The sequence below is a fragment of the Flagellimonas sediminis genome, assembly GCF_010500845.1.
Lineage (GTDB): Bacteria > Bacteroidota > Bacteroidia > Flavobacteriales > Flavobacteriaceae > Flagellimonas > Flagellimonas sediminis.
On sequence record NZ_JAAAMI010000005.1, the window covers coordinates 325,089 to 346,112 of the forward strand.

Consider the following 21,024-nt stretch of genomic DNA (forward strand, 5'->3'; position numbering starts at 1 on the left):
AAAGCCCCCATACTTGGGGGCTTTTTTCATTTTATGTTATAGTTCGATGTCCAATGCGATAGGGCAGTGGTCCGAGCCAAGCACATTCGGAAATATTTCAACGGATTTTACTTTGTCCATAAGGCTGGGACTCACCAAGAAATAATCGATGCGCCACCCCACATTGCGCTCCCTGGCCTTAAAACGGTAGCTCCAATACGTGTAGGCCTCTTCATCTGGGTGCAGTTGTCGGAAAGAATCCACAAAACCCGAATTCAAAAAATTGTCCATCCCATCGATTTCGATTTGGGTATACCCCGCTGTCTTATTATAGTTGGATTTGTCGTTTTTCAGGTCGATGGGACGATGGGCCACATTAAAATCCCCACAAACAATAACGGGCTTTTTGGTCTCTAAATTTTTTAAGTAGGCCAGAAAATCCGCATCCCATGTCTTTCGATAATCCAAACGGTCCAATTGCTGCCCGGAATTGGGCACGTATACATTCACCAGATAAAAGTTGTTGTATTCCGCGCATTGGATCCTTCCTTCGGTATCGTGCTCCGGAACACCCATGTCATTGTTGATGGACAATGGTTTTTGTTTGCTCAGCAGAGCAGTTCCGGAATATCCTTTTCTTTTGGCCGAGTTAAAATAGGAAACATAATTCCCCATAATGGAGAGCTCGTTTTCCACTTCATGGTCCTGTGCCTTGGTCTCTTGCAAGCAGAGAATATCGGGGTCCAAATTTTTGATGTTTTCAAAAAAATCCTTTTTCACAACGGCCCTGACACCGTTCACGTTCCAAGAGATGATTCGCATGGTTTCTACTTTAAACTTTATGGCTAAAGATAGGGAAATTGGGTGGTCTTGGAAACGTAAATACCATCAACCCATCAATTCGAGGCAAGCAAAGCACTGATCTAAGTCATAGCCTTCCAAACCGCGGTACAGTACATTTATTTGGATTTTAGTTTGAAACGAAATGAAACTTTCCAATAACGCTATTCATCTGCTCGAAGCAAGGTATTTTCTGAAAAATGCCCATGGCAAGATTGTGGAATCCTCCGAACAATTGTTCAGGCGGGTGGCCAAACATATCGCTAGTGTTGAAGAGGATAAGGCCGCATGGGAAAATCGTTTCTATGATTTGATGGCCCATCTCTATTTTTTGCCCAATTCACCCACCTTAATGAACGCCGGGTTGCCCAATGGACAGTTGAGCGCCTGTTTTGTATTGCCCGTGGAAGATAGTTTGGATAGTATTTTTTCCACGTTGAAGGATATGGCACTGATCCATCAGAGCGGAGGGGGAACGGGATATAACTTTTCCAAACTTCGCCCCCAAGGTGACCGTGTCTCATCATCGGGCGGAACCTCTTCCGGTCCTTTGGCATTTATCAAAGTTTACGATGCGGCAACAGAGCAGGTACGGCAAGGAGGCAAGAGAAGAGGTGCGAATATGGGTATCTTGAATGTGGACCATCCCGATATTGAGGCATTCATTACATCAAAATCCAAAAGGGACGAACTTCAAAATTTCAATCTTTCCGTTGGGATTTTGGATAGTTTCATGAGGGCGGTGCAAAATGATGAGGATTGGAATTTGATCAACCCAAGGAATAACAAAATTACTAAGACCATTAGAGCCAAAAAACTATGGGACTTGATCGTTGCTGAGGCATGGGCCTCCGGGGATCCCGGGTTGATTTTTTTGGACACCATCAACAGACATAACCCGTTACCCAAACTTGGTAAAATACAGAGCACCAATCCTTGTGGTGAAGTTCCCTTGTTTGAATACGAAAGTTGTAATCTGGGCTCCTTGAACCTTTCAAAAATGGTCAAACACGGGAATGGTACATGGCAGGTGGATTGGAAGACATTGGAGCATTGTGTTCAGGTTTCCATGCGATTTTTGGATAATGTCATTTCTGCCAACCATTATCTGCTCCCCCAAATTGAAACCGAGACCAAGAACAATCGAAAAGTAGGTCTGGGCGTTATGGGGTGGGCAGAATTGTTGGCTATTTTGGACATACCCTATGCTTCGGGCACGGCCGTGGAATTGGGAGAACGGATCATGCAGTTTATACAGGCCAAAAGCTACGAAGCCTCTGAAGACTTGGCAAGGGAACGGGGAGCGTTTCCCAATTGGGAAGAAAGTATTTTTAGTCCCAAGACTCCTATGAGGAATGCCACTTGTAATAGTATTGCACCTACAGGTAGTATTTCGGTGATCGCCGATACATCCTATTCCATTGAACCTTTGTATGCCTTGGCCTACAAACGGGTGGGCATCTTGGAAAACGAGACCCAGTTGGAGATCAATCCTATATTTGTCTCGAAGATGAAAAAGTTGGGATTATGGAACGAGTCCCTAAAAGATGAGGTCTTGTCCACCGGAAGCATTCAATACCTGGCAACCATTCCTCAGGAAATCAAAAAGCTTTTCCTAACCAGTCTGGAGATACCTTGGCAATATCATTTACAGCACCAAAGGGCCTTCCAAAAATATACGGACAATGCCGTGTCCAAAACCATCAACTTGAACCATGAAACAGATACGGAGACCATCTCTGAAATTTATCGGACTGCTTGGGAATATGGACTAAAGGGTATTACCGTTTATAGGGACGGTAGTAAGGCCAACCAAGTGCTGCAGGCCTGTCATTTGAACAAAAGTGCCAATTGCTAGGCCGACCCGTTTTTCTACGAAATTGCTGCTGCCAAGGCAATTTCAACCATATCCGTGAACGAGTTTTCACGGGCTTTGGCCGATAACCGTTCCCCAGTGACCAAGGAATCTGAAATCGTAAGAACGGTGAGGGCCCTTATATTGTATTTTGCTGCAATGGTATAAAGTCCGGCAGTTTCCATCTCCACACAAAGAATACCGTACTGGGCCCAAAGCTTGTATTCTTCCGGGTCATCCCCATAGAATTCGTCTGAGGAAAGGATGTTGCCCGCCTTTACGGGGATGTTGTGCTCTTTGGCATAGTTTACCGCTTTTTGGAACAGTTCAAAATCGGCGGTAGGGGAATAATCGGAGTTGAGAAACCGGGAATTGTTCATACCGGAAGTGGTTGAGGCTGCCATGGCCAGGACTACGTCGTTCACTTTAACGTCAGCTTGGTATGACCCGGCCGATCCTACCCGAATGATGTTCTTTACCCCATAATCCTTGATGAGCTCGTGAAAATAGATCATGGACGAGGGCATACCCATACCGCTTCCCTGCACGGAAACCCTATGGTCCTTGTACGTACCGGTGTAACCTAGCATACCTCGAATCCTATTGTAGCAAATAGGGTCGTCCAAAAAAGTTTCCGCAATCCATTTGGCCCGAAGGGGATCCCCGGGCATCAGTACGGTTTCTGCAATTTCTCCTTTCTTGGCTTCTATGTGTATGCTCATGCGAATGGTTTATTTTAATAGTGTGGGTCCAGAGGAGGTTCCGATGCGGGAAACACCCAGTTCTATGTATTTTAACGCGGTCTCTTTATCCTTGATGCCCCCTGAAGCTTTGATCTTTGCCTTGTTGCCAACCACTCTTTTCATCAAAATCACATCTTCAAAGGTGGCACCGCCACTACCAAATCCAGTGGATGTCTTTACAAAGTTGGCACCGGCCTCCACGGAGAGGGAACAGGCTTTTTCTTTTTCTGCATCCGTTAGGTAACAGGTTTCCAAAATTACCTTCAGGATTTTATCGCCAATGGCCAATTTAATGGCTTGGATTTCATTCCCTACAGCTTCGTACATTTTGGATTTCAGCCATCCAATATTGATGACCATATCAATTTCATCTGCACCGTTCAACACACAATCCTTGGCCTCAAAAACTTTGGTCTTTGTAGACATGGCACCTAAGGGAAACCCTATCACGGCGGCGAGTTTTACCTTGGAATTTTCCAATGCCTTTTTGGCCAGGGAAACATGGCACCCATTCACACAGACCGCATAAAAACCTTGGGTTTTGGCCTCGTCGCACAATTTTTGAATATCATCCATTGTGGCAGTGGCTTTTAGGTTAGTATGGTCTATATGGTCTGCTAAATCCATTTTAATGGGCGAACAACTTTTCAAGCTCCATGAGCACGATCATTTCCGATCTGTTCTTGCCCGCAAAGGAACTTGCAATGGATTCGGCAGTTTCCATGATCAATTGTTTCAAGGCCGGAGTAAATTTTTCGGGGTGATCTTTATAAAATTCCTTGAACTGGTCAAAATATTCGTTCCCGTCCTTTTCCTCTTCATCCAACCAATCAAAAACCGTTTCAATTTGGTAAGCGGCGTCGGATTGGAATTCATCTTCCACTTGATCTACATCCAACCAATGTTGTCGGACGTATTTTCGTACTCGTTCAATTTCTACCGACCTTACTTGATCATCGGCCATCGCAACAGCATAAAACAGCTTGCCTAGGTTTTGGTAAAATTCGTTTCCTATTTTCTCTGAATTCAGCATATCTTAAAAGTTAATATCCCATAAAAGTACAATCAATGCCTTACGTTTTCATAGGACAAGGGTTATTTTTTTGATTTTCCTACCGCTTTAATTACTTCTTCTGGTTACCGTTTTGTTGCTACGGCCCCGGTTAGCATTGTTTTCTTGATGATACCTTTGGATGTCATCTTCATAATAATTACGGATCCGTTCGTAGCGATATCGGTTCAGGTCTTGACTACGGTATCGGCTCGGTAATTCACGATGCCTTACCCAGATACCGCCATCCAAATAGATATAGGTTCTGGTAGACAGGTCGTAATAAATACTGATGTCCGGAAAGAATACATAGCGAACAGTTTCCGCACGATGTGGATAAAACCATGGAGGTGGTGGGTCTCCCAAGCGGGCAGAAACCAGTACCGGCCCGCAGGCTTGCATGGCCAACAGGGCAAGCATTACAATTGGTATTGGAATAAACTTTTTCATGGCTCATCTATTTAATACAACAAGGTAGGGCAGTGGGCCTATTCGAGTAAATGATCTAGGTCATTCCAAGAAGTTTTGGTTTGGGTTAGCTTTATTATCATGTTGCGAGCCAGAGGACTACAATTGAACGGAAATTATGGAGGTCGATTTTAACATGGTCCAAAGGACCAAGCAATTCTTCGAGGAGATAGGCGATCTTTCCCATTTCGCGGCACGCTTTTTTAAGCAGGCCGTAAATTCTCCCTTTGAGTTCAAAGAACTGTTGAGACAATGTTACCAAGTGGGAAACAGGTCTTTATTATTGGTCGTGACCACCGGATTTATCATCGGTCTAGTACTGACCTTGCAGACCAGGCCCACCTTGATCGAGTTTGGGGCGGTTTCTTGGATGCCCAATATGGTGGGCATTTCCATAGTAAGGGAAGTAGGTCCTGTAATCACTGCCCTTATCTGTTCCGGGAAGATCGCCTCCGGTTTTGGGGCCGAATTGGGTTCCATGAAGGTGACCGAGCAAATTGATGCCATGGAGGTTTCGGGCACCAATCCCTTTAAGTATTTGGTGGTCACCCGAATTTTGGCAGCGACCCTCATGTTGCCGTTACTGGTCATTTTCGGGGATTTGATTGCCCTGTATGGTTCTTCCCTGGTGGAATTCTTCAAAGGGAATGTCTCGTTCCGACTTTATTTCAACAAAGTTTTTGAAGCACTGTCCTTCGGGGATTTGATTCCAGCCACCATCAAGTCCTTCTTTTTTGGTTTTGTGATCGGATTAACAGGCTGCTATAAAGGGTATAAGACGGGTAGGGGAACGGCTGGCGTTGGCATTGCCGCCAACACCGCTGTGGTCATGGCCTCCTTGCTACTCTTCGTGGTCGATTTTATTGCCGTATTCGTTTCTGATATTTTTTATGAACTGTAGATGAAAATAGAAGATAAAACAGTGCCCATAAGAGAGGCCCCGACCTCGGAAGAAATCGTCATAAAGATCAAAGATCTCCGCAAGTGCTTTGGGGACAATGAAGTTTTGAAAGGGTTCAACATGGTTTTGCGGAAAGGTGAAAATTTGGTGGTCATGGGCAAATCAGGTTCCGGCAAATCCGTAATGATCAAATGTTTGGTGGGACTGATGGCTCCTGATAGCGGAATCATCGAGGTTTTAGGCAAAAATATTGACCAACTAGACCAAATGGAACTGGATGAGCTTCGTTCCGATATTGGTTTTCTGTTTCAGGGAAGTGCCCTGTACGATTCCATGACGGTGCGTGAAAATTTGGAGTTTCCCATGCGCCGACATCGTAAGAAATTCGAAGGAATCACCGATACCTTACCTTTGGTAAAGGAAGCACTTGAGAATGTGGGATTGGCCCATACCATGGATTTGATGCCCTCGGAACTTTCGGGAGGAATGAAAAGACGAGTGGCGTTGGCACGTGCCATCATCCTGAAACCAAAATTGATCTTGTACGATGAGCCCACCAGTGGCCTTGACCCCATTACCTCCAAAGAGATCATAGAACTCATGCGGAACATTCAACATAAATATGGCACTTCGGCATTGATCATCACCCACGATGTGGATTGCGCCCGCGTAATTTCGGAACGGATGATCTTATTGGTAGATGGGATCAATTACGCAGAGGGAACCTTTACGGAGCTGATTGGTTCCCAAGATCCCAAGGTAAACGCATTTTTTAAAAAGTGATATGACAAACAAGACTTCCATTCAAAATCTGAAACTGGGCATCTTTGTGGTGTTGGGCACCTTATTGATCCTAGTGGCATCCTATCTCATTGGGAATAGACAAAATATGTTCGTTAAAAACTTTACGGTGAATGCTGTCTTTAACAATGTAAATGGGTTGCAAGTGGGGAACAATGTCCGTTTTTCGGGAATCAATATCGGTACGGTAGATAAAATTGATATGATGAACGATACTACCATCGTAGTCCAAATGAAGGTCGAGAAAAAAATGAGGGAACACATTAGGAAAAATGCCATTGCCACTATTGGTTCGGATGGTTTGGTGGGCAGTATGCTTGTGAATATCGTGCCAGGGGTAGGGGAAGCGGCTTCCGTTATGGAGGGAGATCGTTTGGAATCATACAGTAGGATTTCTTCCCAAAACATGCTCAACACCCTTAGCGTTACCAATGAGAATGCTGCTTTGCTCACTTCAGATCTGCTAAAGGTGACCCAATCCTTGATGGATGGCAGGGGAACGTTGGGACGCTTGCTCAACGATACTAAAATGGGCGACGACCTGAAACAGATCATGAGCAATCTCAAATATAGTAGCCAAAAGATGAACCGAACGATGGATGAGTTGCAAAGAATGGTTCAAGGGGCACAATCGGACCAAACTATTTCGGGCATGCTGCTTTCCGATAGTGTATCGGCAAAGAAACTCAATACTATCCTCATCAATATGGATAGTACCAGTGCTCAAATCAATAAAACGGCCCAAACCCTGAACCAATGGGTGGGTGAGATGAAAAACGGCAAAGGTGCCCTTCAATACGCAATCCAGGATACCGTTTTGACCAGCCAATTCATGAGGACCATGAAGAACATTGAGGAAGGGACCGAAAAATTCAATGAAAACATGGAAGCGCTAAAGCACAATTTTTTGACTCGAGGTTATTTTCGAAGACTGGAAAAGGAACAGAAAAAAGCCAACGAAAACAGGAATTGATCTTGAACTAAGGATTCAGGATCATCCCATCTTCCATTTGGATGATACGATCGGTACGTTTGGCAAAATCCTCATCATGTGTCACCACCAAAAGTGATAACCCTTGCTCTTCCTTTAGGTTTTTGAAAATGTTGAACACGTTTTCCGAGTTGTGGCTGTCCAGATTCCCTGTAGGCTCGTCGCCCATTAAGATGGTGGGGTCGTTGATCAGTGCGCGTGCAATGGCAACTCGCTGTTTTTCACCACCTGAAATACGTGATGCCCTTTGGTCGGCCAAATGTCCGATATGTAACATTTCCAACTTTTGCAGGGCATCCTTTTCAATCTGGGCATTGGTTTTTTCCGCCAATTTTTTTGCCGGTAGCATCACGTTTTCCAATACACTGAATTCTGAAAGCAAGTAATGGAACTGAAATACAAAACCAATGTTCTTGTTACGGATACGTGATAATTGTTGATGGGTCTTTCCGGTGACCAACTCGTGGTTGAGGTACAACGCTCCGGTATAATCGGTATCCATCGTGGAAAGAATGTAGAGTAAGGTGGATTTACCGGAACCGGATTTACCCATGATAGTGGCAAATTCCCCTTTCTTCACTCCAAAAGTAATGTCCCTAAGTACATGAAAATCCTTGGGTTTGTGAAAATGCTTGTCAATATTTCTTGCTTCCAGTACGTAGTCCATAGTGCTCCTAGGTTCCCCTGATGATTTTCACCGGATCCATTTTTCTGGCCCTATTGGATGGCAGGTACCCGGCAATAAAGGTTGATAAAAGGGCAAAAGTAATCCCTATTATATAATAGGCGGGGTTGTAATTGACGGGATAGGTAGTGATGGTGGGCAATGCTTCTGTTTCAAAAGGGGCATGATCGATAGCTCGAGAAAGTACAAATCCGATGAGCAAGCCAAGTATTCCACCAACAAATCCGATGATCATGGCCTGCGCCATAAAGATGAGTTGCACGTCTCTACCTGAAAACCCGGTTGCCTTTAATATGGCAATGTCCTTCATTTTTTCATAGATGAGCATGTTCAAAATGTTGTAGATGCCAAATCCGGCCACGATCAAAAGGGTAATGGAGACAGCATACGTGATCAAGTTCCTGATGTTGGAACCTGTTTCAAACTGTGCATTGGCCTGGTTGATATCGATGGCTTTCGTTTTAAATTGTGTCTCCAACTGTCGCGCCATGGGTACTGCCTGGGCAATGTCCACCAATTTTATATTGATGTCCGTGACATAATTTTCGGCCTCACCTAAAATACGTTGAACGGTCTTTAGGTTGGCAAAACTCTGGGAATCATCAATTTCTGCAATACCGCTTTGATAAATACCCACAATCTTCAAGGGGAAAATGTTTCCGTACACAGTGCTGATCTGTACCCTGTCACCCACGTGTAACGACATTTTTTTGGCCAATCCGGCACCTAGTAATATACCACTGTCATTGTTTTTCAATGCTTCTGGAGTACCCTCAACAATGTTATCCTGGATATTGGAAAGACGGACCTCTTCCATAATGTCCACACCTACCAGGTTACCTCCCAATTCAATTGACCCCGACAGATAAAATATCTGTGCCCGAAGTTGTGGTGTGGCCCCTTTTACGTTAGGGTGCTTTTTGAGGTAATCCAAGATGGGCAGGGCATTGTGTATTTTTTTTTGGTTCTGTTTGGGTTTTATGGAATGTACCATGTTGAAAGCATCCTTGAATTCGCCATATAATGATATGGGTTGATGGTCCGAAGGTCTTATTTCATTATAAATATGGATGTGGGGCGTTTGGTTGAGTATTAGGTCATCTAGCATGCCGTTGAGTCCAGTCATGAAACTGACCAAGGTTATGTAAGCCCCGATTCCAAAGGTAACACCAAGGGTGGCAGTGCCCGTAGACTTCATCTTGGTCAACAAATGGGTCTTGGCTATCCCTAGTATGACACTCCAATTGATCATGGTTCGGGTTTGTAGATGGCCGTTTTTTCAGTGATCCCTCCCAAGATCTCCACCCTATCCAAATTTTGTAGGCCAAGGGTCACTTCGGTTTCTCCATCATCGGTCAATACTTTAGAACCTTGTACTAAGTATTCCTTTGGAATGGTAAGCGTTGTTGCCTTTTCCGAGATGATGATATTGCCTTCACCGGAAAGCCCTGGATATAAAGTGGTGGGCGGATCCACGAACCATGCTTCAACCTTAAAGGTTTGGGAGCGTTCATCCTTTCGTGGATAGATTTTGTGCAAGGTGGCTTCAAACACCCTTGAATTGTAGGAATCCAAGGTGATGAATACCCGTTGTCCCAATTTCAACTTTACAATATCCACCTCATCCACCAAGAGTTCCACAATGAAGATGTCGCTGCGGCCAACAGCGGCAACGGGTTCCACGGTATTCACTATTTCGCCTGGATTCTTGTAAATGGCGTACACCTTTCCGTCTATTTTGCTGGTGATGGTAAAATCCTCCGTCGTGGTCAGTGAGGTTTGATAATTGTTCTGTGCCTGACGGAGTTGGGTTTCCAATTCATTTTTGGACTGTTGGTATTTCTTTTTCAGCAGTTTTAAATTGTTTTGGGAAAGCTCAAATGCCAATTTACGGTTGTCGAACTCCACTTTGGAACCGATATTCTGGTCCCAAAGGTTTTTTTGACGGTAATAGTTGATGGAATCGTTTTGGAGTTTAAGCTCCGCTGCTTGGATCTCATCCATGATACTATACAACATCGCCGCATTCCCGTTATAATTTTCCTGTGCCAGCTTCAGGGCCAATTTGGCGTTCTCAAGGTTCAGTTCCGGGGAAGTGTTCGTAATTTGTAGGATCCGATCCCCTTTGGACACTTCATCGCCTTCTTCTACCCAAACATGGTCCAAAATACCCATCACAATGGAGTAGGCTTGGTAGAGGCTATCCGGTTGAACGGTTGCCGAGGCATAGACCGATTCGGTCAACGGCATGGATTGGGGATAGGTTTTTTCCTTTTTTTTGCCACAGGAGAACAAAACAGGGAAAATTAGCAAAAACAGTATCGAATGTTTCATGATGAACATCGTGATTGAACCTTCAAATTACTAATAAAAAACAGAACTAAAACATGAGAAGGGTCAGGATGGTCCGTTTATGGTCAAAACCTTGTTTACATGGATTTTATCTCAAACAAAATACTACTCCATGACGCAGATCATTGCATTTGGAAACCTTTCCTTTTTCCTTTGCCTCAAAAAAGCGGATGATACTATATGCTTTGATATTGTTCGTTGTGCTACTTGTCCTTGGGTTACTCTTTATACCGATCCAAATTTATATCGATACGGATTCTGCGAGGTATTTTTTAAGGCTGAAAGGACTTGTCAGGTTAAGCTTTGAACCTGATGAAAAGGAGATAGTAAGGGTACGTATGCGTTTCCTGTTCGTGGAACGGAGTTTTTATCCTATTACCGATTCCCATACATCGAGAAAGAAACATGGAAAAGACAAGAAAATGGGTTCAGGGAGAAGGTTAGGGTTTCGGAAGGTCATCCGGCTCCTAAAATCCTTCAAAGTACGCGAATTTGCATGGGAAATGGATACTGGAGATTACATCACCAATGCTAAAATGTACCCTGCTTTTGCTTTTATGGACCACTACTGGGGCCATTGCAACATCAATTTTCAAGATAGGAACCATTTACGGGTGGACTTACGCAATAGGCCCATCTGGATCATAAAATCAATTGTTTAACAGTAAACTAAAGGTCATGGATTTACATTTTGAAGAATTATTGAACAAGGTCACGGACTTTATTAAAACAGAGGCCAAGACCGAAACTATTGTGGGGGAACCCTTCCAACTGGGAGAATTTAAGTGTGTTCCCGTAATCAAGGTAGGTATGGGCTTTGGCTCCGGAGGTGGTGAAGGGATCGAAGGGAAGACCAGAAAAGGTGAAGGAGTTGGTGCAGGTGCCGGTATTGGCATCCAACCCATCGGTTTTTTGGTAACCAAGGGAGATGAGATTTCTTTCTTGGAAGCCGGCAAAACACACGGTTTGGCCGCAGCTTTTGAGAAAGTGCCCGATTTGATCGAACGCATCGTCAAGGAACGCAACAGAAAAGAAGAAGAAGTTGTAGTATAAAATTGGCGTTCTTGACTCACCGGGTTGTACTGTTGGGGGATAGCACAACCCGGCTTCCCATTTCTTTAACCACATAACAAAAATCAAGTCATGAAAAATATGCTGTTGCCCACCGATTTTTCAAGAAACGCATGGAATGCCATAGAGTATGCTTTGCATTTTTTTAAAGATGAAAAATGCAAGTTTTATATCTTGAATACCTATACACCTGCATTTTACAGAATGGATTATCTTTTAGGTGGACCCGCGATGAGTGCCGTTCCCGATTTTGGACTGGATATTTCGTTGGAAGGATTGGAAAACACCGTAAAGCGTATCGAAAAGGAATATAAGAACCCAAACCACAGTTTCGAAATGATTTCTTCTTTCAATACGCTATCCGATGAAATACGGGAATTTTCGGAACGAAGGAAAGTGGATATGGTGGTCATGGGTACCCAGGGTGCCACTGGGGCAAAGGAGTTTTTTTTAGGTTCCAATACGGTACATGTGCTCCGCAAAAGCAAGGTGCCTGTTTTGGTAGTGCCCCGTTCCTATGATTTCAAACCCATCAAGGATGTGTTACTGCCCACAGGCTATGAATCCAAATACAAAGCGGAAGAATTGGAACCATTGATGGCCATTGCAACAAGGTTCAAGGCAAAACTACACGTGTTGCATGCTTTGGAGGACTTTGAACTGACTCCATCACAAAAAGATAACAAATCCTATTTAAAACAAATGTTCAAAAACCTTCAGGACATTGTCTTTGTTGACACCACGGAGGAATACATGCCCAATATTGTGCATACCTATATTGAAAAAAATCACGTGGGACTCGTAGTCATGATGAACAGGAAACATCAATTTTTAGATCAACTATTGTTGAGGCACCATGTGGATATGCTGGGATACCATTGCGATATTCCTTTTTTGGTGCTGCGGGATACCTCTGAACTTTCCAAATAATTTTTTTAACACCTCTGAACTTTAGCCGATCTGTGCTGATTACAGTTCTTTATTTTTGTGGTATGAAATACTTTTATGGATTGCTACTGATTCCTTTTTTTCTTGTATCATGTTTACAAAAGCCCATGCTTTCTGGTGATTTGGATATTTCACAAGCTGAAGGGTTGAAACCAATGGTATATTTGGTCCAACCGGAGAATTTTGACCAATTGGGGCAAAGCTTTGTCGGGAAACTGTTAGATTCTGCAGAGGTCGATGGAAGGGGCCATTTTGAATTTGAGGCGTTGAAGAACGTTGAAGGTCAAGTTTTGTTGGAAGTGGTGGTTCAAAAGAAAGGGGAACGGTACGCCAATCGATTGGAAAACGAAAATCCGGATTCGGACAATTATATGCCGTTGATCTGGACTCGTGGGGAAACATTGGTGATAAATGCCGCCATAGATCAATTTCAATCATCGGTCACTATAGAAAATCCATCAACGGTAAATGCTTCTTTCCTTGAACTTCGAGATTTAAAAAAGAATGCTTTTTTGAAGTATAAAAACACTCTGGAACTATTGCAAGGGGATGAGCAATTGTTGGAGCGTGAAAAAGCACTACATGAATATCAAGCTATTCTGATGCAATTTGCTGATGCTACCCCAGAACTGTTTCCAGCTTTAATGGCGATTAAATGGGTGAGTCCAGAAGGCAATTACGAACGCATTCCCGAATTTTTGGTCAACCAAGGAGTAAAATGGTCCGAACGTTATCCAAACGACCGATGGGTCAAAGAGTTGGCAGCTTTGGCCAGTAAAGAAAAATTGCCCATTTTGGTCGGGGATCAAATGTCCAATCTTGAATTTCCCATGGTTGACGGTTCCAAAACCAGCCTCAATGCTATCACGGATGGTAAAAAGCTCCTTGTTTTAGATGTGTGGGCCTCTTGGTGTGCCCCCTGTCGGCTAGAAAACCGAAATGTGCTGTTGCCCCTTTGGCAAAAGTACCATGATAAAGGCTTTCAGGTGATTGCATACGCCTTGGAAAGTAACAGACCCGCTTGGGAAAATGCCATCCAAAAGGATGGGGCAAACCGCTGGCTCCATGCCTCACATCTCGAAGGGGACCAAAACCCTATAATGGATTCCTTGCGGATACACACTATTCCTGCCAATTTCATTTTAGATGGAAATGGCAAAGTGTTGGCAAAAAATCTTCACGGAGAGGATTTGGTCCAATTTGTGGCAAATTACTTGGGTGATTGACCAATTAAGTGAAAATCCAAATCTAAGTAGTGTCCAATTTCATGGACTTTATTCCGTTTCTTGTACCAATATTACTTCTTCCGGGATGGATAGAAATAGGACACATCCATTTTCTGAATGCACACTGTGTTTGCCTTTTGGAGGCGTGTACAGATAATCTCCCTGAGACAAGGTCTCATGGTGAATTTCACAGCTACCTTCCAAAACAAGAATTTCTTCCCCTGCAGGATGCACATGGTATGGATAGGAAGCTCCTTCTTCAAACTTCAATAAAATGGCTTTGGACCGATTTGTGCTCTTGTCGAAACGGAGTGATTTCACAAAAACTCCTTGGTAATGGATTCCTTTTTCAATAAGGGGCTGCCAGGATAACCCATGGCTTTTGGTTATGTAATCCCTAATATTCATAGTTCTTGATTTTTACATGATGGGACAAAATTCAGCAACACAGCTTCGTTAAAAAATGGAAAATCTCGGGTTTGAGATGTAAAATTTAAGAAGCAATACTTTTTAAATAGGCCGTTGGCGACATGCCCACATGGTTTTTGAAGAATTTGGAAAAATAATAGGGGTCTTGAAAGCCTAAGGAAAAAGCGACCTCCTTCATGCTTAAGTTCTCATATTGTAAAATTCGCTTGGCTTCGGAAACTACAAGTCCAAAGATGACATTTTGAGCTGTTTTACCTGCGTGTTGTTTGGCCAACTCGTTCAGTTTTAACTCGGTGGTCTTCAGTTGTGGCGCAATTTCTTTCAAAGAAAGATTTTTGTTGAAGTTGTTTCGGACAAACTCCAAAAACTGTAAAAACAATGCATCTGGCTTCCAGATTTCACCGCCGTTGGCAATTTTGGAGCGGTTGGTCTCGAATAGGATTAATTCGATGCGGGAGTGAACGGACTCTAGATATTGATACGGTTTATGCTGAAGTTCTTCTTCAATTTTTTGAAGATCGCGATCCAAATCTTCAGTGTGGACAATGGGAATGACCTCATTGTAATCAAAATGGCAAAAAAGACTGTTCTGAAAAATCAGTTCAATGTCCTTTTCCGTTTTACACATATAATCCAAGGTGAAGCCCAACAAATAGCCTTGGGCATTATCCATCTTTTTGAAACAGTGGTATTGTCCAGAAGTGACCGTAAGTACTTGTCTTTTGTTTATAGTGATGGCTTTATGGTCAACTTCAATATCAATTTTTCCCTGGTTGCACCAAATGAAGAGGTATTTTTTGATGCGTTTTGGAGTAAAATCAACAATGGTCTCTATGCGCTGTATGTCAACCATATTAAAACCTTGAAAATGGAAATTCCCCAAACTTATCAAATCAAAACTATGATGGGATGCATTTGGGGAATTATTTCTTTATGGTATACTAAGGATAGCCTGATAAAAAAATTAATTCATGGAATGGATGCCGAACATGTTGCCTTCGGTATCCGTGGCCAAAACGATAAAACCATATTGCCCAATAGACGTTTTGGGTCTACAGATGGATCCACCGGCAGCTTCTATTTTTGCCTCTTCAATGCTACAATCTTGACTATAGAAATAGACCAAGGTACTGTTATTCCCGGGTGACATCCCTTCCATTTTCACCAAGGCTCCGGAAGCCCGATTTTCGGAATGCATATCACTTGGAAAAAAATACATTTCCATATCGGATGCAGAATCCGGCATAGGCAATTGGTTGAACTCATAATCAAAAACAGATTCGTAGAATTTTTTTGCCCGGTTGATATTGTCTACATAGATTTCAAACCAAATAACGGGATTTTCATTTTTCATGGATATATAGTTTATGGTTTATTAGGTTGTGATGAAAAGCTTGGATTAAAACTTCATATTGAAAGAGGAAATGCGTCAAACCAATTGTTTGTATTTGTCCTTGTTCTCGATCAAAATCCAAAGGAATATGGCCCAAATGACCAAGGAAATAATAAGTCCGCTGGTATCAACAAGGGTGTTCGTTAAAAGAATCCCCACCATGACAGGAAAGATGACCAATGCGCCCAAGGCCCTTGTTTTTGGAATGATGATCAAAATACCACCTACAATTTCGGCAATTCCGATCAAGGGCATCAACCATGAAATTTCCATTAGGGCGTCGAAATCCTTTATGATGGCTTCCGACAGGTTTTCGGGTTGTGGCATGTAGTTGAAAAATTTGCTGAATCCGCCGTTGAGCAATAATAATCCCAAAAGGATGGATACTACATTGTAAACTTTATTTTTCATTGGTTTTATGGTTTTTAGTGGTTAGAAATGTCAGAAGTCAGAAGTCTGATATCTGTTATCTGTTATCTGGTAAAGGCTAGTCCATAATAAGTTGAACCTCAAGGTTGAGATTGTTCAGAAACTGTTGTATTTCATGCAGTAAGAAGTTACCGTCCAAACTCTCCACCCTAAGAATGCGGTCACAATCTTCCAAATCGAAGTTGGCACAAACATTCTTAAAATTTTCATGTAGGGCATTCACGGTACGAACCGCCGTGGATTCATCTTCCACGTTCGTCTTAAAGATTTCTATTGGATTTGGTCTGTGCATGGTTCGTGTTTGTGGGCTATGGTTGTGTTGTGACTTATGCATATTAAAATGCTGATTAAAGAACTGATAGGCAAGTTATTGGAGATAGGTGAAAAATTGAGTGTGTCTTTGCGACATTCCGAGGGGTTGATTGCGACAATCTGTTTTTATATCTTTTCATCATCAAAAAGGATGTTATGAAACACGTTTCAATATTGGTGCCCCAGGGTACCATTAGTGTGGTCAATGTGGCGGGAAGCTACCAAATGTTGTCCTGGGTGAATGAATTCTTGCAGCAATCCGGCAGTAAGCCGCTTTTCGATATTCATTTAGTCGCTATGGATGATAGGGATGGTACCCATAAAGGTTTGTTCTCCGTACACCATAACCAGACCATTGCGGAGGTTCAAAGGACCGACCTGATCATCATACCTGCAATCCATGAAAGTTACCTGCAATCCTTGGAAGACAATCAGCCATTTATACCATGGCTACTTGATCGGTATGAAGAAGGCTCAGAAATAGCTAGCTTGTGCATTTCCTCTTTTTTCTTGGCCTCTACCGGACTTTTGGATGGTAAACCATGTTCCACCCATTGGCAATCCGCCCCCATGTTCAGGGAGCTTTTTCCTAATGTGATATTGACCGATGAGCGTATTGTTACCGATTCGGGGGGCATATACACGAGCGGTGGGGCATATGCGTTCACCAATCTCATCATTTACCTGATCGAAAAGTTCGCAGGTAGGGAACTGGCCATTTTGGCAGCCAAGGGTTTCATGATCGATATTGATAGGAACAGCCAAACGCCGTTCATGATATTCAAGGGGCAAAAATCCCATCAGGACATTTCTATTTTGAAGGCACAGGAAATTATCGAGCAAAATTATACGGACAAGATTTCTGTGGAAGATTTGAGCAATGCCGTAGCCTTGAACCGAAGAACCTTTGAACGCCGGTTTAAAAAGGCTACCTCGAATACCGTATTGGAGTACCATCAACGGGTAAAAATTGAAGTGGCCAAAAAAGAATTTGAAAAAGGATTCAAAACCGTGAACGAGGTCATGTACGACGCGGGGTACACGGACCCCAAAGCCTTTAGGGAGGTCTTTAAAAAGTATACGGAAATGACTCCCTTTGATTATATGGTCAAATACAAACGGGAAGCGTTCAGTGCGTAAAGGGAAATTGGTTGACAGCGATCGCGATCAACATCATAGGGGCAGTTTGGAGAAGATAGACCATGTATTGGATATTTGAGGAGGTATGCAATTAACCTTACAAGTTGCACCATACCGAAAATCCAAGAGAAATTCCAGAAGCAATGTCTTGTGTCTGCCCAAGGGTGGGGGAGTTCACACTTACTTATTGCCATGTAGTGCAACTCTTTTTTAATATTTCCATTTTGCCCCATTTTCCTCGACACTCATTTTTCTGTATTCGGCAATTTTTCGGATGAGATTTTCAGGGATGGGTTCGTCATATTGAAACTGAACAGAATCCTGCTTAGTTGTATATTTAACAAGTTCTTTTTCAAACGGTTTCAGGGCGGGCCCAGTGGGTATAAAACTCAAATGAGATTTATGGGCGGAATATGCAAAGAGTATCGTTGCCGATTCAAATACTGGTTTTCCCCATTTCAATCCTTCTTTCGCTTCGGGAACAACACTTTTTAAAATTGCGCGCAATGCATTTATTTTTGATTGGGCACCTTCGGGTAATTGTTCAATATATTCTTCAACGCTGGTCGGGTTCTTTTTTTTCATTTTAATTTTTAAGAAGTGAGATTATGGAGTCAATTCCAATTTCCATCTTAGAAAATACTTCTTTATGGCCTACATTTCTGTTTATTTGTATATCGCTGATCAACCCTTGTAATCCTTGAATTTTCTTTAATTCATCAAGATGTGTTTTGAAAGAAGGGAATTGTTCGGTTGTATCAATAATCGTATCCTTTCCTATGAGCGTAAGGTCCATAATTCTAAATCTCAACGACGGTTCTAAAATACCGTTGGTCTTGTTGCGAAAATCCAGATTGAATAATCCCCATTCAGATTCCAAGATGGATACATCTTCAACAATGGAATAGAATTCCGCTATTTTTTGAACAAGTAATTTATTCTGGATCAATCCAATATTGCCGGTACTCTGTAGCTCTTTCCATGTATCGTCATTAAAAGAATTGTGGGGGAGAAACCCAAGCTTGTTCATGGCATAAAACCAATTATTTGATTCCGTTGGGGTAAGCGAATCAGTATAACTTTTTAATAAAAGGGACGAATTTTCGAATTGCATTCCATTAAAGTCGATAAGTAATTTGGCTACAGATTTATTGATGGTGAAATCTTCTAGAAGTTGATTGAGATAGTAGGCTTCTTGTTCCCTTTTTTTTCGATTTTCATTCCAATTGTTGATTTGCAATGCCATTAAAATACCAATGACCACAAGAACAGTTTCACCAATTGCGTATTTCAAATATTTTCCAGTTTTTCCCTCTGAAAGTAAGTTTTGCCTAATTCTTCTGAAGAAGTTTATCATTGGTCAGTGGTTGGTTATAATGAGGCACAACGGTTGGGCTATATGGAGTGGGGGACTTTGAAACTTTTCACTGTCAGGCTGCCACTAAGCCAATTCGTTTGGTTATATTTTTTTTAGCCAAATCGCCAAAGACGAATTGGCGTTGATGCTACGAAGAACTATGGTTGAATTACCCGCTGTACCCCGAATTACATATAACTTTTGCTGTGCATGGTTTATTTCATCTACAGCCATGGTTAATCTTTAAAATTATAAGGTATAAAATTTTCCCAATACCAAGGCATCCATCTATCTCCAATGACAATTTCCAATAACTCTTTAAAAATTCCCTCTCCGTTTGAACTATTGCACATAATGACCATGCCTATGTTTTTTGACGGGTATAATATGGCATAATGTTCCCAGCCATCCATGTGTCCTTCTTTAAAAATTGCTTTTCCAAAAGGGGTCTCGTATATACCCCAGCCTAGGCCATAACTTAAGTTAATATTTTTATTTTCATCGGTAGTTTTCCACCTATTATCTCCAAACTGTTGTTTAGAGGTAACAGCAATTTGTGGCTTGAACATCTCATCAAATGCCTTTGGGCTTAAACCTTTTCTTCCCAACATTGCCTGAATGAACCTGGCATAATCCTCTGGAGTGGTGTCCATGCTTCCAGCAGCATATTCCCGATTCCTTTTTTGTCGTTCCAGTACCTTTTTTCTGCCGTAATGCCCCAACGCGTAGTTGGTCTCAAATCTATCTTGCCATAAATAGCTAGTCATGGTCATGTTAAACGGTTCAAATACGTAAGCCTGCGCCAACTCTTCCAATCCTTTTTTAGTGACTTGTTCCACTACAAACTGAAGCAATTGAATGCCTTCTCCCGAGTAGCTGTAGAAAGTTCCAGGATTTGATTCTATCTCTAGTGGTTTGTTCATGTCAATGCCCGAATTTCCAATATATCTCCAGTTAGGAAAACCAGTGGTATGAGATAAACACATTCTGGCGGTTATCTTTTTGTACCTTTCATCACCTTCCAAATCTTGATACCCTTCATAGGTCTCTTTAAAAGTATAGGATGGTAATGGTTTATCAAGATATTCTACCAAAGGTTTGTCTAAATCAATAACTCCAGCATCTACCAGTTTCATCACAATAAAAGCGAATACAGGTTTACTTAAAGAGGCGGCATAAAAGTTATTCGACATTTCTAAAGGTAGTTTTCCCTTTAAATTTCTGGAACCATATGCTTTTTGAAATAATATACTGTCTTTTGTAACAATAGAAATGGTGAGTCCATGAACATTGGCTTCACGCTGCAAACGCTCAAAATTAGAATTTAGAGTTTCAATATGTATAATAGAATCATCTATCCTTTTAATTGTTTGTGAATGAACTTGGCATGAAAATATCACAAAGACGATAAAGAAGAATATAGTATGTTTCATCGATTGAAAATTTATTGATTAAATTTCGAATCAATATTTGTGCCTAAATTATGCACAACGGTCTCGGCTATGAGTAGTTGCGCGGTTTAGCACTTAACTTTGCAAGTACACAACAAGCTGAAAATCCGCAGGATTTTCTGAGTAGGCGAGAACAAGCAATTGCTTATAGCCATTGTTGTGTGTTCGTTTTTATGTTATCATTGCTCTGTCTCCCTTTTTTCCTTTTTTTACTCGTTCTGAATAACCTGCAAAAAAGAAAGGAATATTGTCTTCTGTACCATTTTCAATTCGTTGCTTAACTTTCTCAAAAGCTAAAATTGAAATCTCAAATTCAGGTTGTCCCGTAACTAAAATCGGTTGATTTAATTGGTCAAACCAATAATATTTTCCACCATAATTACGTCTTGCAACTTCAAAAATATACGAACCTGCTTGAGCAATTATATCCTCCAACATTCCAGAATCCATATCATCTTTATTTTCCGAAAATAAGTGCAAAAAACGGGCATAGTATACCACCTTCGGCGGGTCAAAGTGAGCCACCCGCGGCGGACCAAAGTGAGCATAGTGGGGCGGATGAACGTGAGCCACTAAAAAGATCGATTCTATTTGAGTGTTGC

General features: G+C 42.1%; 25 protein-coding genes and 1 pseudogene. 9 read left to right on the plus strand and 17 right to left on the minus strand.

The genetic code is table 11. From position 1 onward, the window contains the following. Positions 1–36 precede the first annotated feature (36 nt). On the minus strand, positions 37–801 hold the full coding sequence (locus tag GTK07_RS12300) for an exodeoxyribonuclease III (protein ID WP_163635532.1): 765 nt from the start codon (positions 799–801) through the stop codon (positions 37–39). 163 nt (positions 802–964) lie between these two features. On the opposite strand from GTK07_RS12300, the gene GTK07_RS12305 reads away from it, so the two are divergent. Next, positions 965–2,677 (plus strand): adenosylcobalamin-dependent ribonucleoside-diphosphate reductase, encoded by a 1,713-nt coding sequence (locus GTK07_RS12305; protein ID WP_163635533.1) that lies wholly within the window; start codon positions 965–967, stop codon positions 2,675–2,677. A gap of 14 nt (positions 2,678–2,691) precedes the next feature. Here the strand turns inward: GTK07_RS12305 and deoD are convergent, their stop codons facing one another. The 4 genes from deoD to GTK07_RS12325 all read right to left on the minus strand — a co-directional run bounded on the left by deoD (position 2,692) and on the right by GTK07_RS12325 (position 4,918). Next, positions 2,692–3,396, minus strand: coding sequence for a purine-nucleoside phosphorylase (gene deoD / locus GTK07_RS12310; protein WP_163635534.1), 705 nt, complete (start codon positions 3,394–3,396; stop codon positions 2,692–2,694). A gap of 9 nt (positions 3,397–3,405) precedes the next feature. Further along, positions 3,406–4,044 (minus strand): deoxyribose-phosphate aldolase, encoded by a 639-nt coding sequence (deoC, locus tag GTK07_RS12315; protein ID WP_163635535.1) that lies wholly within the window; start codon positions 4,042–4,044, stop codon positions 3,406–3,408. A 1-nt stretch (position 4,045) separates the two neighbouring features. Beyond that, positions 4,046–4,450, minus strand: a complete 405-nt coding sequence (locus GTK07_RS12320) for a hypothetical protein (protein WP_163635536.1) — start codon at positions 4,448–4,450, stop codon at positions 4,046–4,048. Between the two features lie 87 nt (positions 4,451–4,537). After that, a complete protein-coding gene (locus GTK07_RS12325) occupies positions 4,538–4,918 on the minus strand; it encodes a hypothetical protein (protein ID WP_163635537.1) in 381 nt (126 codons plus the stop codon). 136 nt (positions 4,919–5,054) lie between these two features. Here GTK07_RS12325 and GTK07_RS12330 point away from each other — a divergent pair, with 136 nt between their 5' ends. From GTK07_RS12330 to GTK07_RS12340, 3 genes are read left to right on the plus strand one after another with little or no spacing between them, the layout of a single operon-like run. Beyond that, positions 5,055–5,837, plus strand: a complete 783-nt coding sequence (locus GTK07_RS12330) for an MlaE family ABC transporter permease (protein ID WP_163635538.1) — start codon at positions 5,055–5,057, stop codon at positions 5,835–5,837. Then, positions 5,838–6,620, plus strand: coding sequence for an ABC transporter ATP-binding protein (locus GTK07_RS12335; protein ID WP_163635539.1), 783 nt, complete (start codon positions 5,838–5,840; stop codon positions 6,618–6,620). Between the two features lies 1 nt (position 6,621). Beyond that, the gene (locus GTK07_RS12340) at positions 6,622–7,611 is read left to right on the plus strand and encodes an MlaD family protein (RefSeq protein WP_163635540.1); all 990 of its coding nucleotides are present in this window, start codon (positions 6,622–6,624) and stop codon (positions 7,609–7,611) included. Between the two features lie 7 nt (positions 7,612–7,618). Here GTK07_RS12340 and GTK07_RS12345 read toward each other — a convergent pair whose 3' ends face one another. From GTK07_RS12345 to GTK07_RS12355, 3 genes are read right to left on the minus strand one after another with little or no spacing between them, the layout of a single operon-like run. Then, positions 7,619–8,296 carry an ABC transporter ATP-binding protein gene (locus GTK07_RS12345; protein WP_163635541.1) on the minus strand — a complete coding sequence of 226 codons (678 nt, stop codon included), beginning with the start codon at positions 8,294–8,296 and terminating at the stop codon, positions 7,619–7,621. Positions 8,297–8,303: 7 nt separating this feature from the next. Next, positions 8,304–9,566, minus strand: coding sequence for an ABC transporter permease (locus GTK07_RS12350; RefSeq protein WP_163635542.1), 1,263 nt, complete (start codon positions 9,564–9,566; stop codon positions 8,304–8,306). Further along, positions 9,563–10,648 (minus strand): efflux RND transporter periplasmic adaptor subunit, encoded by a 1,086-nt coding sequence (locus GTK07_RS12355; RefSeq protein WP_163635543.1) that lies wholly within the window; start codon positions 10,646–10,648, stop codon positions 9,563–9,565. The genes GTK07_RS12350 and GTK07_RS12355 overlap by 4 nt, the downstream gene beginning before the upstream one ends. A gap of 188 nt (positions 10,649–10,836) precedes the next feature. Here GTK07_RS12355 and GTK07_RS12360 point away from each other — a divergent pair, with 188 nt between their 5' ends. From GTK07_RS12360 to GTK07_RS12375, 4 genes are all read left to right on the plus strand, one after another. Then, the gene (locus GTK07_RS12360; RefSeq protein WP_163635544.1) at positions 10,837–11,328 is read left to right on the plus strand and encodes a hypothetical protein; all 492 of its coding nucleotides are present in this window, start codon (positions 10,837–10,839) and stop codon (positions 11,326–11,328) included. A 16-nt stretch (positions 11,329–11,344) separates the two neighbouring features. Then, positions 11,345–11,719 carry a GerW family sporulation protein gene (locus tag GTK07_RS12365; protein ID WP_163635545.1) on the plus strand — a complete coding sequence of 125 codons (375 nt, stop codon included), beginning with the start codon at positions 11,345–11,347 and terminating at the stop codon, positions 11,717–11,719. A gap of 90 nt (positions 11,720–11,809) precedes the next feature. Further along, complete coding sequence (locus tag GTK07_RS12370) at positions 11,810–12,667, plus strand: universal stress protein (protein WP_163635546.1); 858 nt, start codon at positions 11,810–11,812, stop codon at positions 12,665–12,667. A 125-nt stretch (positions 12,668–12,792) separates the two neighbouring features. Continuing rightward, positions 12,793–13,911 (plus strand): TlpA family protein disulfide reductase, encoded by a 1,119-nt coding sequence (locus GTK07_RS12375; protein WP_163635547.1) that lies wholly within the window; start codon positions 12,793–12,795, stop codon positions 13,909–13,911. Positions 13,912–13,959: 48 nt separating this feature from the next. Here the strand turns inward: GTK07_RS12375 and GTK07_RS12380 are convergent, their stop codons facing one another. From GTK07_RS12380 to GTK07_RS12400, 5 genes are all read right to left on the minus strand, one after another. Beyond that, positions 13,960–14,319, minus strand: coding sequence for a cupin domain-containing protein (locus tag GTK07_RS12380; protein WP_163635548.1), 360 nt, complete (start codon positions 14,317–14,319; stop codon positions 13,960–13,962). A gap of 85 nt (positions 14,320–14,404) precedes the next feature. After that, on the minus strand, positions 14,405–15,193 hold the full coding sequence (locus tag GTK07_RS12385) for a helix-turn-helix domain-containing protein (protein WP_163635549.1): 789 nt from the start codon (positions 15,191–15,193) through the stop codon (positions 14,405–14,407). Between the two features lie 111 nt (positions 15,194–15,304). Beyond that, the gene (locus tag GTK07_RS12390) at positions 15,305–15,694 is read right to left on the minus strand and encodes a VOC family protein (protein ID WP_163635550.1); all 390 of its coding nucleotides are present in this window, start codon (positions 15,692–15,694) and stop codon (positions 15,305–15,307) included. A 75-nt stretch (positions 15,695–15,769) separates the two neighbouring features. Next, entirely contained in the window at positions 15,770–16,144 is a 375-nt protein-coding gene (locus GTK07_RS12395; RefSeq protein WP_163635551.1) for a DoxX family protein, read from the minus strand. A gap of 76 nt (positions 16,145–16,220) precedes the next feature. Further along, the gene (locus GTK07_RS12400; RefSeq protein WP_163635552.1) at positions 16,221–16,454 is read right to left on the minus strand and encodes a hypothetical protein; all 234 of its coding nucleotides are present in this window, start codon (positions 16,452–16,454) and stop codon (positions 16,221–16,223) included. A gap of 176 nt (positions 16,455–16,630) precedes the next feature. Here GTK07_RS12400 and GTK07_RS12405 point away from each other — a divergent pair, with 176 nt between their 5' ends. Continuing rightward, positions 16,631–17,614: a GlxA family transcriptional regulator gene (locus GTK07_RS12405; RefSeq protein ID WP_163635553.1), complete on the plus strand. Its 984-nt coding sequence runs from the start codon at positions 16,631–16,633 to the stop codon at positions 17,612–17,614. Positions 17,615–17,824: 210 nt separating this feature from the next. Here the strand turns inward: GTK07_RS12405 and GTK07_RS12410 are convergent, their stop codons facing one another. The 4 genes and pseudogenes from GTK07_RS12410 to GTK07_RS19180 all read right to left on the minus strand — a co-directional run. Continuing rightward, positions 17,825–18,199 (minus strand): iron chaperone, encoded by a 375-nt coding sequence (locus tag GTK07_RS12410; RefSeq protein WP_163635554.1) that lies wholly within the window; start codon positions 18,197–18,199, stop codon positions 17,825–17,827. A 1-nt stretch (position 18,200) separates the two neighbouring features. Beyond that, positions 18,201–18,971: a DUF6090 family protein gene (locus GTK07_RS12415; RefSeq protein WP_163635265.1), complete on the minus strand. Its 771-nt coding sequence runs from the start codon at positions 18,969–18,971 to the stop codon at positions 18,201–18,203. A gap of 236 nt (positions 18,972–19,207) precedes the next feature. Continuing rightward, positions 19,208–20,404 carry a serine hydrolase domain-containing protein gene (locus tag GTK07_RS12420; protein ID WP_163635555.1) on the minus strand — a complete coding sequence of 399 codons (1,197 nt, stop codon included), beginning with the start codon at positions 20,402–20,404 and terminating at the stop codon, positions 19,208–19,210. Between the two features lie 189 nt (positions 20,405–20,593). Further along, positions 20,594–21,024 (minus strand): annotated as a pseudogene (locus tag GTK07_RS19180) (hypothetical protein); the annotation flags it as partial.

Bases quoted from the DNA above. Each gene is read 5' to 3' on its own strand.
- GTK07_RS12300 (WP_163635532.1), bottom strand. From the start codon at position 801: ATGCGAATCATCTCTTGGAACGTGAACGGTGTCAGGGCCGTTGTGAAA.
- GTK07_RS12305 (WP_163635533.1), top strand. From the start codon at position 965: ATGAAACTTTCCAATAACGCTATTCATCTGCTCGAAGCAAGGTATTTT.
- deoD (WP_163635534.1), bottom strand. From the start codon at position 3,396: ATGAGCATACACATAGAAGCCAAGAAAGGAGAAATTGCAGAAACCGTA.
- deoC (WP_163635535.1), bottom strand. From the start codon at position 4,044: ATGGATTTAGCAGACCATATAGACCATACTAACCTAAAAGCCACTGCC.
- GTK07_RS12320 (WP_163635536.1), bottom strand. From the start codon at position 4,450: ATGCTGAATTCAGAGAAAATAGGAAACGAATTTTACCAAAACCTAGGC.
- GTK07_RS12325 (WP_163635537.1), bottom strand. From the start codon at position 4,918: ATGAAAAAGTTTATTCCAATACCAATTGTAATGCTTGCCCTGTTGGCC.
- GTK07_RS12330 (WP_163635538.1), top strand. From the start codon at position 5,055: ATGGAGGTCGATTTTAACATGGTCCAAAGGACCAAGCAATTCTTCGAG.
- GTK07_RS12335 (WP_163635539.1), top strand. From the start codon at position 5,838: ATGAAAATAGAAGATAAAACAGTGCCCATAAGAGAGGCCCCGACCTCG.
- GTK07_RS12340 (WP_163635540.1), top strand. From the start codon at position 6,622: ATGACAAACAAGACTTCCATTCAAAATCTGAAACTGGGCATCTTTGTG.
- GTK07_RS12345 (WP_163635541.1), bottom strand. From the start codon at position 8,296: ATGGACTACGTACTGGAAGCAAGAAATATTGACAAGCATTTTCACAAA.
- GTK07_RS12350 (WP_163635542.1), bottom strand. From the start codon at position 9,566: ATGATCAATTGGAGTGTCATACTAGGGATAGCCAAGACCCATTTGTTG.
- GTK07_RS12355 (WP_163635543.1), bottom strand. From the start codon at position 10,648: ATGAAACATTCGATACTGTTTTTGCTAATTTTCCCTGTTTTGTTCTCC.
- GTK07_RS12360 (WP_163635544.1), top strand. From the start codon at position 10,837: ATGATACTATATGCTTTGATATTGTTCGTTGTGCTACTTGTCCTTGGG.
- GTK07_RS12365 (WP_163635545.1), top strand. From the start codon at position 11,345: ATGGATTTACATTTTGAAGAATTATTGAACAAGGTCACGGACTTTATT.
- GTK07_RS12370 (WP_163635546.1), top strand. From the start codon at position 11,810: ATGAAAAATATGCTGTTGCCCACCGATTTTTCAAGAAACGCATGGAAT.
- GTK07_RS12375 (WP_163635547.1), top strand. From the start codon at position 12,793: ATGCTTTCTGGTGATTTGGATATTTCACAAGCTGAAGGGTTGAAACCA.
- GTK07_RS12380 (WP_163635548.1), bottom strand. From the start codon at position 14,319: ATGAATATTAGGGATTACATAACCAAAAGCCATGGGTTATCCTGGCAG.
- GTK07_RS12385 (WP_163635549.1), bottom strand. From the start codon at position 15,193: ATGGTTGACATACAGCGCATAGAGACCATTGTTGATTTTACTCCAAAA.
- GTK07_RS12390 (WP_163635550.1), bottom strand. From the start codon at position 15,694: ATGAAAAATGAAAATCCCGTTATTTGGTTTGAAATCTATGTAGACAAT.
- GTK07_RS12395 (WP_163635551.1), bottom strand. From the start codon at position 16,144: ATGAAAAATAAAGTTTACAATGTAGTATCCATCCTTTTGGGATTATTA.
- GTK07_RS12400 (WP_163635552.1), bottom strand. From the start codon at position 16,454: ATGCACAGACCAAATCCAATAGAAATCTTTAAGACGAACGTGGAAGAT.
- GTK07_RS12405 (WP_163635553.1), top strand. From the start codon at position 16,631: ATGAAACACGTTTCAATATTGGTGCCCCAGGGTACCATTAGTGTGGTC.
- GTK07_RS12410 (WP_163635554.1), bottom strand. From the start codon at position 18,199: ATGAAAAAAAAGAACCCGACCAGCGTTGAAGAATATATTGAACAATTA.
- GTK07_RS12415 (WP_163635265.1), bottom strand. From the start codon at position 18,971: ATGATAAACTTCTTCAGAAGAATTAGGCAAAACTTACTTTCAGAGGGA.
- GTK07_RS12420 (WP_163635555.1), bottom strand. From the start codon at position 20,404: ATGAAACATACTATATTCTTCTTTATCGTCTTTGTGATATTTTCATGC.